This window comes from Mesorhizobium sp. CNPSo 4689 (assembly GCF_057784325.1).
Map to the genome: position 1 here is coordinate 233847 of NZ_JBWLUZ010000002.1, position 13369 is coordinate 247215.

Annotated in this window: 8 protein-coding genes; 1 reads left to right on the forward strand and 7 read right to left on the reverse strand. The window is 64.6% G+C overall.

Going from position 1 to position 13369, the window contains the following annotated elements; translation table 11 throughout:
• Positions 1 to 3: 3 nt before the first annotated feature.
• From AC04SI_RS03915 to AC04SI_RS03925, 3 genes are all read right to left on the reverse strand, one after another.
• Positions 4 to 2697: an ATP-dependent helicase gene (locus AC04SI_RS03915; RefSeq protein ID WP_404275521.1), complete on the reverse strand. Its 2694-nt coding sequence runs from the start codon at positions 2695 to 2697 to the stop codon at positions 4 to 6.
• A gap of 142 nt (positions 2698 to 2839) precedes the next feature.
• Positions 2840 to 4120, reverse strand: a complete 1281-nt coding sequence (locus tag AC04SI_RS03920) for a flavin-containing monooxygenase (RefSeq protein ID WP_404275523.1) — start codon at positions 4118 to 4120, stop codon at positions 2840 to 2842.
• A 185-nt stretch (positions 4121 to 4305) separates the two neighbouring features.
• Positions 4306 to 5946, reverse strand: a complete 1641-nt coding sequence (locus AC04SI_RS03925) for a LuxR C-terminal-related transcriptional regulator (RefSeq protein WP_404275525.1) — start codon at positions 5944 to 5946, stop codon at positions 4306 to 4308.
• Between the two features lie 265 nt (positions 5947 to 6211).
• Between AC04SI_RS03925 and AC04SI_RS03930 the strand changes: the two genes are divergently transcribed.
• Positions 6212 to 8524: a glucose/quinate/shikimate family membrane-bound PQQ-dependent dehydrogenase gene (locus AC04SI_RS03930; protein ID WP_488473932.1), complete on the forward strand. Its 2313-nt coding sequence runs from the start codon at positions 6212 to 6214 to the stop codon at positions 8522 to 8524.
• Positions 8525 to 8539: 15 nt separating this feature from the next.
• Here the strand turns inward: AC04SI_RS03930 and AC04SI_RS03935 are convergent, their stop codons facing one another.
• From AC04SI_RS03935 to AC04SI_RS03950, 4 genes are all read right to left on the reverse strand, one after another.
• The gene (locus AC04SI_RS03935; RefSeq protein ID WP_488473933.1) at positions 8540 to 10411 is read right to left on the reverse strand and encodes a bifunctional diguanylate cyclase/phosphodiesterase; all 1872 of its coding nucleotides are present in this window, start codon (positions 10409 to 10411) and stop codon (positions 8540 to 8542) included.
• 542 nt (positions 10412 to 10953) lie between these two features.
• Positions 10954 to 11751, reverse strand: coding sequence for a class I SAM-dependent methyltransferase (locus AC04SI_RS03940; RefSeq protein ID WP_488473934.1), 798 nt, complete (start codon positions 11749 to 11751; stop codon positions 10954 to 10956).
• Positions 11752 to 11760: 9 nt separating this feature from the next.
• Positions 11761 to 12162 (reverse strand): cytochrome P450, encoded by a 402-nt coding sequence (locus AC04SI_RS03945; protein WP_488473935.1) that lies wholly within the window; start codon positions 12160 to 12162, stop codon positions 11761 to 11763.
• Positions 12135 to 13133 carry a cytochrome P450 gene (locus tag AC04SI_RS03950; protein ID WP_488473936.1) on the reverse strand — a complete coding sequence of 333 codons (999 nt, stop codon included), beginning with the start codon at positions 13131 to 13133 and terminating at the stop codon, positions 12135 to 12137. The genes AC04SI_RS03945 and AC04SI_RS03950 overlap by 28 nt, the downstream gene beginning before the upstream one ends.
• Positions 13134 to 13369: the final 236 nt, after the last annotated feature.

Genomic DNA, 13369 nt, shown 5'->3' on the forward strand with positions numbered 1-13369 from the left:
TGCTCACACCGCCGCGACAAACCCGTCCAGCACGCGTTTCTGGCCGGCCTTGTCGAAGTCGATGGTCAGCTTGTTGCCCTCGATGGCCGAAATGTTGCCGTTGCCGAATTTCTGGTGGAAGACGCGGTCGCCGACGCTGAAGGCTGACGGTGTGTCGGCGACGGATTTGGCGACCAGCTCGCCGTCGATGGTGCGGCCCTTGACCGAGGTGCGGCCGGCGCCGTAGCCGGAATCGGTTTCGCCATAGCCGATGCGCTCGACCTGATGGCCGGAGCGCGAGCCCCAGTTGCGGTCGGTGGCTTCGGTGCGGTTCGCTTGAGCGCGCTGCCAGCCGGGCGTCGCATAGGTGTTGGAGAAGCTCCCCGCTTTCTCCTCGCCGATATTGTCAAAGCGCGAGGCGCCGTAAGGGTTCTGTCTTCCTGCCCCTTGGCCGCCACGTCCCGAGGCGAACGAGCCGCCGCCATAGGAATTGCCGTAGCCGCCGTAGGAGTTGCCGCTTTCGGCGACGTCGACATGGGCTTCCGGCAGTTCCTCGAGGAAGCGCGACGGGATGGTCGATTGCCAGAGGCCGTGGATGAGGCGGTTGGAGACGAACCAGATGTGCAGGTTCTTCTTGGCGCGCGTCAGGCCGACATAGGCAAGGCGCCGCTCTTCCTCCAGGCCGGAGCGGCCACCCTCATCCAGCGCGCGCTGATGCGGGAACAGACCGTCCTCCCAGCCGGGCAGGAAGACGGTTTGGAATTCGAGACCCTTGGCCGAATGCAGCGTCATGATGTTGACGGCGTCGAGTTCGGCATTCTGCTCGGCGTCCATGACCAGCGCGACATGTTCGAGGAAGGAGCGCAGCGATTCATACTCCTCCATGGAGCGGATCAGCTCCTTCAAATTCTCCAGACGGCCTGGTGCTTCCACCGAGCGGTCGTTTTTCCACATGTCGGTGTAGCCGCTCTCTTCCAGTATGGTCTCGGCGAGTTCGGTGTGCGGCGTGGTTTCCAGCGCCTTCTGCCAGCGCTCGAAATTGGCTGCGACTTCGCGCAGTGCGGCGCGCGGCTTCGGCTTCAGCTCATCACTCTCCGCGAGCTTGGCGGCGGCCTCCAGCATCGGAATGCGCAGCGCGCGGGCCGTGTCGTGGATCTGGCGGATGGTGGCTTCGCCGAGGCCGCGCTTCGGCACGTTGACGATGCGCTCGAAGGCGAGGTCGTCGGCGCCTTGCGCGACAACGCGGAAGAAAGCCATGGCATCGCGGATTTCGAGGCGTTCGTAGAAGCGCGGGCCGCCGATGACGCGGTGGTTGAGGCCGATCTCCATGAAGCGGTCCTCGAAGGCGCGCATCTGAAAGGAGGCGCGGACAAGAATGGCCATGTCGTTCAGATTGTGCTTCTGGCGCTGGTAGGCCTCGATGGTCTCGCCGACGGCGCGCGCCTCTTCCCCGGAATCCCAGGCAGCATGGACATGCACCTTGTCGTCCTCGGGCTCGTCGCGGTCGGTGAACAGTGTCTTGCCGAAGCGGCCCTCATTGTGGGCGATGAGATGTGAGGCGGCGCCAAGGATGTGCGCCGTCGAGCGGTAGTTGCGCTCCAGCCGGATGATGGTGGCGCCGGGAAAATCCTTGTCGAAGCGCAGGATGTTGTCGACCTCGGCGCCGCGCCAGCCATAGATGGATTGGTCGTCATCGCCGACGCAGCAGATGTTTACGGTGGCGCGGGTTTCGGTCGAAGAGCGCCCGATCTCCCCCCTTGAGGGGGAGATGTCGGCGGAGCCGACAGAGGGGGGTGGTGCCCCACCGGCCTGTCGGCGTGAGGCGCCCCCCTCTGTCCTGCCGGACATCTCCCCCTCAAGGGGGGAGATCGGCTTGCCTTCCGGCCGCTGCGCCAGCAGGCGCAGCCACATGTATTGCGCGGTGTTGGTGTCCTGGTATTCGTCGACGAGGATGTATTTGAAGCGCTTGTGGTATTCCTTCAGCACATCCGGATAGGCGCGGAAGATGCGGATCGGGTGGCAGAGCAGATCGCCGAAGTCGCAGGCGTTCAGCGTCTGCAGCCGCTCCTGATAGGCTTTGTAGAGTTCGCGGCCCTTGCCGTTGGCGAAGCTGCGCGCGTCGCCCTCAGGGATGTCGGCGGGGCCTAAGCCCTTGTTCTTCCAGCCGTCGATCATCTGGGCGAACTGCTTGGCCGGCCAGCGCTTGTCGTCCAGCCCTTCGGCCTGGATGATCTGCTTGATCAGGCGCACGACATCGTCGGTGTCGAGGATGGTGAAATCGGATTTGAGCCCGGCAAGCTCGGCATGGCGGCGCAGCAGTTTGACGCCGATCGAGTGGAACGTGCCGAGCCAGGGCATGCCCTCGACATTGCCTTCGCCGATCAGGATGCCGATGCGCTGCTTCATCTCGCGCGCGGCCTTGTTGGTGAAGGTGACGGCAAGGATCTGCGACGGGAAGGCCTTGCCGGTGGCGAGGATGTGGGCGATGCGGGTGGTGAGCACGCGGGTCTTGCCGGTGCCGGCGCCGGCCAGCACCAGGACCGGGCCTTCGGTGGTTTCCACCGCCAGCCGCTGCTCGGGGTTCAACCCTTTCAGATAGTCGGGTGCGTTGTTGTGGCCGCTGCGGGCGGCCATGGCGCGCGCGGCGATGCCGGACGGGGCCGTGGGCCGCGCATTCGGTTCGTCAAAAAAGGGCATGTCTTCCGAAAAGCCGGACATCGCCCCCGAATGTAGTGATTCGGCAGCGAAAGGCCAGAAGTGTCTCCGTTTTGTTCTCGTTTGTCAGCGCAATTGCCGGGCGCCGTGCGAATATTGTCGCCCCGGCGCCCGACAATGCGTTCAAAAGCCCGTCCGTCAGCCTTTACCGGGCGGCCGCCCGCATCCGCTCGCCGATCTTGTCCGCCACATAGCCGGCATCGCGAGCCGCACCATGGATCATGGTGGACGAGGTCGAATGCTGGAAATGCAGGCCGCAGACATAGAGGCCGGGTTCGCCCTCCACCGTGCCGCGATACTGCTTCACCCGGCCGCTGTCGTCGAAGATCGGCAGCTTGATCCAATCCAGCCCGGCCCGGAAACCGGTGCACCAGATGACGTTCGAAACGTCGAGAAGCTGACCGTCGTCGAACAGCGGCTTGCCGTCCCGGGCGCCAACAACGCGGGAGACCCGGCGGACGCCGGCGGCATCCAGAGATTGCTGCTTGACCCGGATCAGCGGCAGGCCATGCGACAGCTGCTGCGGCTTGGCCTTTCGGCCCATCGGTGTGTCGACCGTGAGCAGGCGGTGGAAAACGATGCGGAGGACGATCGGCAGCACCAGACGCATGGCGAAATAGCCATTGTAGGCGACGGGGATGTGGCCGGGATGCCGGCCAGCCAGCCAGACCTGATGCGTAGCCGCGAGATCCATAGCGATTTCCGCACCGGAATTGCTGGCACCAACCAGCAGCACGCTGCCCGGATTGAGCTGCCCAGGGTTCTTGTAGACGCCCGAGTGAAATTGCCGGATCGACGGATCGAGAGACGCCGCGAAATCCGGGATCTTCGGCTTCTGGTAGCTCGAGGCCGCGGCCACGACGTGGCTGGCGACGTACCGGGTCTGGCCGGCAGTGACGATGTAGCGGTCGCCGGAACGGGTTACCTCGTCGACCTTGACGCCGGTGCGCACCGGCAGGGAAAACTTCTTCGCATAGTCTTCCAGATAGTCGGCCATGTCGTCCTTGGTCGGGAAGGAATAGCGGGCAGCGGGGAAGGGCATGCCGGCCAGCCTGTCAAAGCGTGCCGGCGTGAACAGGCGCAGCGAATCCCAGCGCGAACGCCAGACGTCGCCGACGCGCTCGCGTGCCTCCAGGATGACGAACTTCACGCCCTTGCGGGCAAGGTGATAGCCGACGGACAGGCCATTCTGGCCGGCGCCGATGACGACGACGTCGACATGCTCTTCCCTGAGCGCGGGACGCCTTTCGTCGCCTGATGGCGCCTGGCTGCCCGCTGCCTGCAGCGTACCGGCCTCCAGTTGCATGAATGCCGCGCCTTGTTCCAGCAAGGAACCGGCGCGCGCCCTGGTCTCGGTGATGCCGACGCGGCCGTGCGGTTTCAGTACGGGGCTTGAGGTCGGACGAGGTGTCGAAATCTGGTTCATGATCGCTCCATGCGGTTTTCGTCAGCCATGGAGCGAAAATAGCGATCCGGCGCGGCGGCGCTTCGGGGAGATACCTCACGACGGAAAAGAAGCGGCATGGGGATTTTCCCCCATGCCCCCCACGCGATCTCTCGGATCGTCGTAAACGCGATCCTCGGATCGTCGTGCAAGCGATCTTTCGGATGCTAGAACAGGCCGTTCTGGAAGGCGTAGGCTGTCGCGGCGGCGCGCGAGTTGACCGCCAGCTTGTCGAAGATGTTGCTGAGATGCCGGTCGACGGTCTTTTCGCTGAGGCCGAGGTCTGTCGCGATCAGCCTGTTTGTCTTGCCTGTGGCGACAAGGCCGAGGACCTCGATCTCGCGCCGCGTCAAGCCATGCGAGGGTGTAGAAGCCGGCTGAATCAACTGATCGACGCGGGCGAGGTCGGGTGCCGCGCCCAGCGCGGTGAAAATCGACCTGGCGGCCTCGAATTCCAGTTCAGCTCCGTCCTCGTCGCCAAGCATGCGGCAGGCTTGGCCGGCCAGCACGCGAAGCCGGGCTTCCAGATAGGGAGCGCCGGCGCGCTGCCAGGTCGTCAGCGCGGCGCGGAAATGGCCAAGCGCTGCCGCGGAATCACCTCCAGCCATCTCGATCTGGCCTTTCGCCTGCGCGGCCATTGCGGCCAGGATGTCGGTGGCGAAGCGGCCGGCGATCATCTCCAACTCTTCGCAGGCTTCATGCGCTTCGTCGGCAGCGCCCGCGGCCATCGTGATCTCGACCAGCGCCGGCAGCAGACGGGCACGGCCGAGCGGCGCCTTGGTCGTGGCAAGCACGCGGCGAATGGTTGCCGCTGCCTGCTCGGCCCGGCCCTGCATGAGGCGCAGCACCGCCATGCCGGGCTGCGGCTCGAGCCCGAGCCGGCTGGCGGCACGATAAAGATCCTCGGCGGCGGCGAACTCGCCGCGTAGCCGATGGATTTCGGCCTCCTGGTAAGCCGCGCCAGCTGCCGCTTCGTTGCTGCTGGAATGGGCAAGCAGGCGCGTGGCACGCCGCGCCTCGGCAATCGAATCCTGCCAGGCGCCGTTCAACTCCATGATCTCGGCCCGATGCAACAGGCAGACGCCGTTGAACTGAATCAGCTGCGGCTGGGCTCCGCACCAGTTCGACAGCGCCTCGGTCCATTCGCGTGAACGATCGAACGCATAGACTTGCCGGCATGCGGCGATCAGGTTGCAGTAGACGAGGCCGGTGACAATGGGTGACAGCTTGCCGTCGGCAGCCGGCAGCATGGCTTCGTCGAGCGAGGCGATGCCTTCCTCGACCCGGCCCTGCCGCACCAGCGCGCGGCCGAGATAGCATCTGGCGAAGGCGATCAGGTCGATGTCGCTGCAGCGTTCGCCGATCGCCAGCGCCTGTCTTGCCAGCGCCTCCGACGCCGGGTCGTTGCCGGTCATGAGTTCCTTTTGTGCCGACAGCAACAACAGATAGCCATGCGCCGCGCACTCGCGGCCAAAGCCATCCGCCAGGCGCTGCGCCTGCTGGACAATGGCAGTTGCGTGGCCTTCCTCGCCCAACGTCAAAAGCCGGAAGCCACGGAAGAACGCCCAATACGCCGCCTGATCGTCACGGCCGGCTTCGATATGGATGTTGAAGAGACGCTCGCCGGCGGCGAAGATGTCCTGATCGCGGTTCAGCATGCCGGCCGTCCAGAGCAGCCGTTCGAGGTCTTCCGCGCCGAGAGACGTGATCTCGTCGGTCGCCCGTAGCAGCTCGAATGCGTCCGCCCATGCCCGCTGTCCATAGGCGTGGCGGGCCCGTTCGAGCAACGAGGCGGCATCGGCTTTCATAGGCAAAGCATAGCATCGCCCGACAACGGGCAGAAGAATGGCAGCCGGCATCCCGGTCATTTCAACGTGAGCAGCAACAGGACCGAAGCACATGCCAGAATGATGCCCGCAGTATCAAAACATACTGTCCTGCTAATTTGACACCTCGCGCGGTCGGGCGGAAAACTGCGGCGGCGAGATGAAACAGAATCGAAAGCGGGCTGCGTTTCCATTTCGAGACGGCGGTTTTCGGCCGCTCGCCTGCTGCGCCTGAAGGAGTGTCGTTATGGCAACCGTCCTCACCGCCGTGGTCCTTGCTCTCATCGGTCTGATTCTCGGCGGCGGCGGCATCTGGTTGGCGTCGCTCGGCGGCAGCTGGTACTACGTCATTACCGGTCTCGGCTTCCTGATCACCGCCTGGCTGCTTTACAGGCGCAAATCCATCGCGCTGTGGCTCTACGCGGCGATCGTCATCGGCACGCTGTGCTGGGCGGTCTGGGAGATCGGCTTCGACTGGTGGGAGCTCGGGCCGCGCGGCGGCATCATCGTGCTTCTGGCGCTATGGTTGCTAACACCATGGGCGAGGCGGGGGCTCACCGGTCCGGACGGACGGGCGCCGCTCATCCTCGCGGTGCTGGCCTCGCTTGCGGTGGCCGGTTACTCGATGACCGCCGATCCCAAGGACATCGCCGGTCAACTCAGCGCCGACAAGGTGACGCCGACGGCCGACCTCGGCGGCAATGTGCCCGCAGGCGAATGGCACTTTTACGGCCGCACGCAATATGGCCAGCGCTACTCGCCGCTCGACCAGATCACCACCGACAACGTCGCCAATCTGCAGCCGGCCTGGACCTACCGCACCGGCGACATAAAGGGCCCCGACGATGTCGGCGAAACCACCTATCAGGTGACACCGCTGAAAATCGGCGATGCGCTCTATATCTGCACGCCGCACAATTTCGCCATCGCCATCGATGCCGCGACCGGCAAGGAGAAGTGGCGCTACGATCCCAAGATCAAGCTGGACAAGGACCGCCAGCACCAGACCTGCCGCGGCGTGTCCTACTATGCGGATGCCAAGATCGCCGTCGGCCAGCCCTGTGCGGCGCGCGTCTATCTGCCGACCTCCGACGCGCGGCTGATCGCCCTCGACGCCGCGAACGGGGAGATCTGCCCGTCCTTTGCCGAAGGCGGGACGCTGAACCTGCTGACCGGGATGCCCTATCCGAAGTCGGGCTATTACTACTCGACCTCGGCGCCGCTGATATCAGGCGGCAAGATCATCGTCGGCGGTGCGGTCAACGACAATTATTCGACCGAGGAACCATCCGGCGTCATCCGCGCCTTCGATGTCGACAGCGGCGCGTTGCTGTGGAACTGGGATTCCGGAAATCCCGACCAGACGACGCCGTTGCCGGCCGGCCAGACCTACACCAACAACTCGCCCAACATGTGGTCGACGCCGAGCGCCGACGAGAAGCTCGGCCTGCTCTATGTGCCGCTCGGCAACCAGACGCCGGACCAGCTCGGCATGGGCCGCAGCGCCAATGTCGAGAAATTCTCTTCCTCGATCACCGCGCTCGATCTCAACACCGGAAAAGTGCGCTGGGTGCGGCAGACCGTGCACCACGACCTCTGGGATATGGATGTTCCGGCGCAACCGACGCTGGTCGACATCACCACCGCTGGCGGCGTCGTGCCGGCGCTGGTCGGGCCTACCAAGCAAGGCGACCTCTATGTACTCGACCGGCGCAGCGGCGAGCCGATCGTTCCGGTCAAGGAAGTGCCGGCGCCGGGCGGCGCGATCGAGGGCGACCACACCTCGCCGACGCAGCCGGAATCGGATCTCTCCTTCAACCCGAAGCCGCTGACAGGGGCCGACATGTGGGGCATCACCATGTTCGACCAACTGGCCTGCCGCATCGAATTGCAGGGCCTGCGTTATGAAGGCCGCTACACGCCGCCGTCCGTGCAGGGCTCGCTGATCTACCCCGGCAATTTCGGCACCTTCAATTGGGGCGGCGTCGCCGTCGATCCGGTCAGGCAGGTGATGTTCGGCATGCCGACCTATCTGGCGTTCAAGTCGCAGCTCATCCCGCGCGACCAGGTGCCGCCGCCGGACGAAGGGCGTGGTAGCGAGCAGGGGCTCAACCGCAACGAGGGCGCGCCCTATGCGGTAGTGATGGGACCGTTCCTGTCGCCGCTCGGCATCCCCTGCCAGGCGCCGCCCTGGGGTTATGTGGCTGGCGCCGATCTCAGGACCGGCAAGATCGCCTACAAGCACCGCAACGGTACCGTTTACGACATGACGCCGCTGCCCTTGCCGTTCAAGGTCGGCGTGCCGGGCATTGGCGGACCGATGATCACCGCCGGCGGTGTCGCCTTCCTTGGGGCGGCGGTCGACGACTATCTGCGCGCCTATGATTTGACATCAGGCAGGCAGCTCTGGAAAGCCAGGCTGCCGGCCGGCGGTCAGTCGACGCCGATGACCTATACGGTCGCCGACGGGCGCCAGTTCGTGGTCATCGTTGCCGGCGGCCACGGCTCGGTCGGCACCAAGCCGGGCGATTATGTGATGGCCTATACACTCCCGAAATAGACCCTCGGACCGCGCTCAGGCGACGGCCTGGGCAGGCAGGGCAGGCAACATCCCGATCGCCACGGCGACGTCGTCGCGATGCGCCCGGGCGAGTATTTCGGCGAAGGGCGCGGGACGGCCGAGAAGGTAGCCTTGCGCCTCGTTGCAGCCTTCGGCGCGCAGGATCGTCAGCTGGCTGTGCGTCTCGACGCCCTCGGCCAGCACCGGGATGTGGAGGCTCTGGCCAAGCGCCAGCACGGCGCGGATGATGGCCTTGGCCTGCGGGCTGGTCTCGACCTCGGACATGAACGAGCGATCGAGCTTGATCTTGTCGAACGGGAAGGCTCGCAGCGTTTCCAGCGAAGAGTAGCCGGTGCCGAAATCGTCGATGGCGATGGTGACACCCAGCGCCTTGATGCGCCGCAAGATGGTCAAGGTGCGGTTCTTGTCGGCAATGATGGTGGATTCGGTGATTTCCAACTCGAGCCGGTTCGGGCGCAGGCCGGTCTCGAGCAGGATCTCGTGGACGAGCTTCGGCAGGTCCGCATGGGCGAACTGCACCGGAGAGAGGTTGACCGCGACCTTGTAGGGATGCTCCCACGAGGCGGCCTTGGCGCAGGCGGTGCGCAGCACCCATTCGCCGAGCGGCAGGATCAGGCCGTTTTCCTCGGCCAGCGGGATGAACTCGATCGGGGGAATGTTGCCGCGCGTCGGATGCTTCCAGCGCAGCAGCGCCTCATAGCCGCGGATGTCGCCGGTCGAGACCGAGGTCTGCACCTGGTAGTGCAGGTCGAGTTGGCCGTTCTCCACCGCATCGCGCAGGTCATTGGCCAGCGCGCGGTTGGCGCGGACGGCCTCGTCCATGGCCTGCTCGTAGAAACAGACGGTCTGCGTCACATTCGCCTTGGCGCGGTACATCGCCAGATCGGCGTTGTTGACGAGGGTTTCGCGGTTGTGCGCGTCGGTGGGATAGATCGCGACGCCGAGGCTGGCGCCGGTGGCGGCTTCGAAATCGTCGATCTGGATCGGCGCAAAGAGCGCCGCTTCCAGCCGCGACACGAAATCCAGGAGATCGGCCTGTCCTTTCATGCGCTTGATGGCGGCAAACTCGTCGCCACCGAGACGGGCAACGAATTCGCCGTCCTGCAGCAGCGCGCTCATCCGTCCAGCCAGCGTTTTCAGGGCCAGATCGCCGGCGCCATGGCCCCAGAGATCGTTGATTTCCTTGAACCGGTCGAGGTCGATGCCGATGATCGCCACCTTGCCGCCGACTTCCCTGGCGCGGTCGATCTCGCGGTCGAGATACTCGTTGAAGTTCGCCCGGTTCGGCAGGCCGGTCAGCGTGTCGTTCATCGCCAGATGGTGCAAGCGGCGAAAGGCTTCCGAGCGCGTGCGATCGTCGATCAGGTAGCTCGCGAGACCGGTGCCGATCATGATCAGCCCGGCGACGGCGACGCCAAGCGCCATGGCCCGCAAGGCGGCGGGATCGGTGTAGTCGCCGTGCTGTGCCAGCGGCGTCACCTGCATTGCCGACATGGCAGTGAAATGGAGGCTGACGATGGCAGCGACCAGAATGGCGGCGGCCAGGTACTTGTGGCCAGATATGCGGTCGTTCAGGGCGACGTTGATCGCCAGACACGAGAATGCCACCGAGAGCACGACGGAGACGACGACATAGGTCGTGTCCCACTCGACAATGCCGTCGACATGATAGGCGGTCATGCCGGTATAGTGCATGCCTGAGATCGCCAGGCCGACGATGATGCCGCCGACGATGGGAGCAATGCGGGGGGCATGGCCGGTCGCGGCGATGAAGCCGGCAGCGGTGCCGGCCATGGCAATGAACAGCGAGGCGATCGTCAGCACCGGATCGAAGGCGATGGGCGCGCCCGGGTCGTAAGCCAGCATGGCGACGAAATGTGTGCACCAGATCGACGACCCGGCGCTGACCGCGGTCAGGAAATGCCAGCCGATCTGCTGCAGGCCGGTGGCCTCATGAGCGCGCAGGAACAGCCTGATCGTCGCCCAGGAACCGGCGCTGCAGACCAGCGCGGCGACAGAGGTTGTGCTCCATTGTCACACAGGAGATGACGCGCATCATGATCGTGACGCCTTCTTCTTGACGGAGGGCCGGGCCTTCTGCCGATCAATTCGCCGCCCGGCGTCCGTCCGTGAACGACCGACATGCCATGTCCGAGCAGGGGTTTTGACAAAGGCGAGAAGGGCAAGCCGCCCCCAAAATGCGGTTGCCGATATTCAAACCCTACCCTGAGTTTCAGCTTCTAATAGGTGGTTAATTGCATTAGGCGGCGCTTGCGCGTCTCGATGCCTGGTTTCCAGAAAGTGTAGGATAATTTCGAATGATCGATAATATCGATATTTTCAGACTGAGATAAGGCGCGGCCGCACCTGCCGTTTTTTGACGTGCCGCCGAAGCCTGGTTCGGCGCCTCAAGGCTTTCGTGCCGAAACCAGCAGATAGGACTTTGAGACCGCACCGAAATATCCTGCGATGAGCCGGCAGACAGCGGCGCTGGCAAGACTGGTGGTGAAGCTCATCGCACCTTTGCGGTATTCCGACCCTGGCCATGCGACGAGGCTGCGACGGAAGCCGCCGAGGCACTGATCGGTGGCGTCCTCGACGGCGATATCGGTGAAACCCAAGGCGTCGAACTGCGCCTTGTAAGACGGGATGTCGGCGACGAGATTGCCTTTTGGCACGCCGAGGCGGTCGGAAATTCCGGACGCGAACAACCTTCTGAACAGGATGTCGGACAGGACGAGCGCGCCGCCGGGCTTGAGCACGCGATGGGCCTCGGCGAGGAAGGCCGCGCGGGTGTCGAAGTGGAAGGCCGCCTCGACGCAGATCACCGCGTCGAAGCTTTCGTCGGCAAAGTCGAGCTTGACCGCATCCATCTGCAGCACCGTCGCGCCGGGAGCATTTTGGCGAGCTGTTGCGACTTGAGCGGCCGAGATGTTGATGGCGGTGACCGCCTGCGGCGGATAGGAGAGCAGCAAATGCCTGGTCGAGGCGCCGAGCCCACAGGCGACGTCCAGGATGGCGCCGCCCTTGCCTGGCAGCCGCGCCAGCAGCGTGTCGACCAACGCTTCGCTGGCCTCGCGCTGCGATGCCGCGCCGGCCGCCCAATAGCCGAAATTGTAGAAGCCGCTTCCGCCATAGTAGCGGCGCTGCTTGCTGCTTTTCATGACCCGGTCATAGATGCGGACCATGTTTTGCTGCGCGGTCATCGGCGGTTCCTATGTTAGCGCTGGAAGCGCGACCAGTTGGCGGAAGCGGCCGCGCGCCTGATCCGTACAGACAGATTCACCGCGCTCTCGCATAATCACGTCAATGTTGCCAGTTGGCGCTAGTGTTATCCTGGTGCGATAAGCGATCCGCGCGGCGGGCGATAACTCCACCGAGCGCTTCGACAGGATGGTCGCCAGGGCGATCTTCATCATCTGCAGGCCGAAGGTGACGCCAGGGCACATATGGCCGCCGGCGCCAAAGACGGGGTACTGGAACGGTGACGGCTTGATCGAGGCCCAGCGTTCCGGCTGAAAGCTGTCGGGGTCCGGATAGAGCGAAGCATCGCGGTTGATGGTGAGCGCGCTGATCAGCACGCCATCGTTCATGGCGATCGGCTCGCCGCCAAGCATCGTTGCCGGGTCGCCTTGCGCATCATCAGCGGCACCGGCGGGAAAAGCCGCATCGCCTCCTTTATCGTTGCATCGAGCAATGGCAGGGTCCCGATCCGGTCCATCGTCGCAGGCCTGCCGCCGAGGGCGCCGTCTATCTCGGCCACCAGGCTTGCCATGGCGTTGGGGTGCTGGGTGAGCAGGATCAGCGTCCAGGCCAGCGCGTTCTGGCATGTGTCGTAGGCGGCGCCGAAGACGAAGCTGACTATGCCGCCGATCAGCGCGACGGAAGGCGGGTGGCCCGCCTCGTCGGTGTTGTTGACCAGGATCGACAGGATGTCCTGCGCGTCCTTGTCGCCGCGCTTTTCCTCAGCCCAGGCCAGGATGGCGCGTTCCTGCGCCTCTGCTTCCCTGATCCAGCTGAAGAAGGCCGGACCCGGAACGATCCAGCTCGCCCGAATCTGGCGTGCGATCATCTCGGCGATAGGCATGGCGCGTTCGTGGTCGTCGCCGAACAGCAGGCCGATCGCCAGATGCTTGGCCATCGTCTTGGCGGCTTCGGTGAGCGCGAAGGGCGTGCCGACCGGCCAGGTTGCGACCTGGTTGGCGGCGATGCGCGCCATTTCCGGGCTCATTGGCATGATTGCCGGACGCTTGAGCGGTGGCGCGAACAGCTTGCGATAGTGCTCGTGACGTTCACCGCGCAGCCGCGTCATGCCATAGGAGAGCCGGTTCGAAGCGTGTCCGCGTTTGCCGCGCCCGTTGATCTGGATGTTGCGCCAGGTCACGGTGTCGGACAGCACGGTGCGGTAGAGGCCGGCGTCGGCGATCATGAAGATGCGGCGCGGCTTTGCCGCGGTCGAATGCGGGTAGTCGATCCGGATGAAAGGGCCGAAGGCGCTATGTGCGCTATGTGCAGCCGTCAGCGGTTCGGCCGCGAAATGGGCCATCAGCCCAAGCGTGCGCCATTTCCCCACCCTGTTTGCCAGCATATCCCACCCAAGCTCGGCATAGCCGCAAGACTACGGCTGTTCCCCCACCTGCACCCTACAGCATCGTCTGCGAAAGTCGGAACCGATTTTCGTAAACGCAACGGGAGAATTGCGGGCCTTGATTCAGGGCAGCCCAACTGACGTTGCGGTTTACTGCGATAGCCGCCTCAATGATCCGGGACTGGACCATGCCAGCCTCGACCCTATCTTGCGCCGCAAGGTCATCCCGACGAGGA

Excerpts from the sequence above, each read along its gene's own strand:
- AC04SI_RS03925 (WP_404275525.1), bottom strand. The coding sequence starts at position 5,946 with ATGAAAGCCGATGCCGCCTCGTTGCTCGAACGGGCCCGCCACGCCTAT.
- AC04SI_RS03915 (WP_404275521.1), bottom strand. The coding sequence starts at position 2,697 with ATGTCCGGCTTTTCGGAAGACATGCCCTTTTTTGACGAACCGAATGCG.
- AC04SI_RS03940 (WP_488473934.1), bottom strand. The coding sequence starts at position 11,751 with ATGACCGCGCAGCAAAACATGGTCCGCATCTATGACCGGGTCATGAAA.
- AC04SI_RS03920 (WP_404275523.1), bottom strand. The coding sequence starts at position 4,120 with ATGAACCAGATTTCGACACCTCGTCCGACCTCAAGCCCCGTACTGAAA.
- AC04SI_RS03945 (WP_488473935.1), bottom strand. The coding sequence starts at position 12,162 with ATGCTTGGCGGCGAGCCGATCGCCATGAACGATGGCGTGCTGATCAGC.
- AC04SI_RS03950 (WP_488473936.1), bottom strand. The coding sequence starts at position 13,133 with ATGCTGGCAAACAGGGTGGGGAAATGGCGCACGCTTGGGCTGATGGCC.
- AC04SI_RS03930 (WP_488473932.1), top strand. The coding sequence starts at position 6,212 with ATGGCAACCGTCCTCACCGCCGTGGTCCTTGCTCTCATCGGTCTGATT.
- AC04SI_RS03935 (WP_488473933.1), bottom strand. The coding sequence starts at position 10,411 with ATGCTGGCTTACGACCCGGGCGCGCCCATCGCCTTCGATCCGGTGCTG.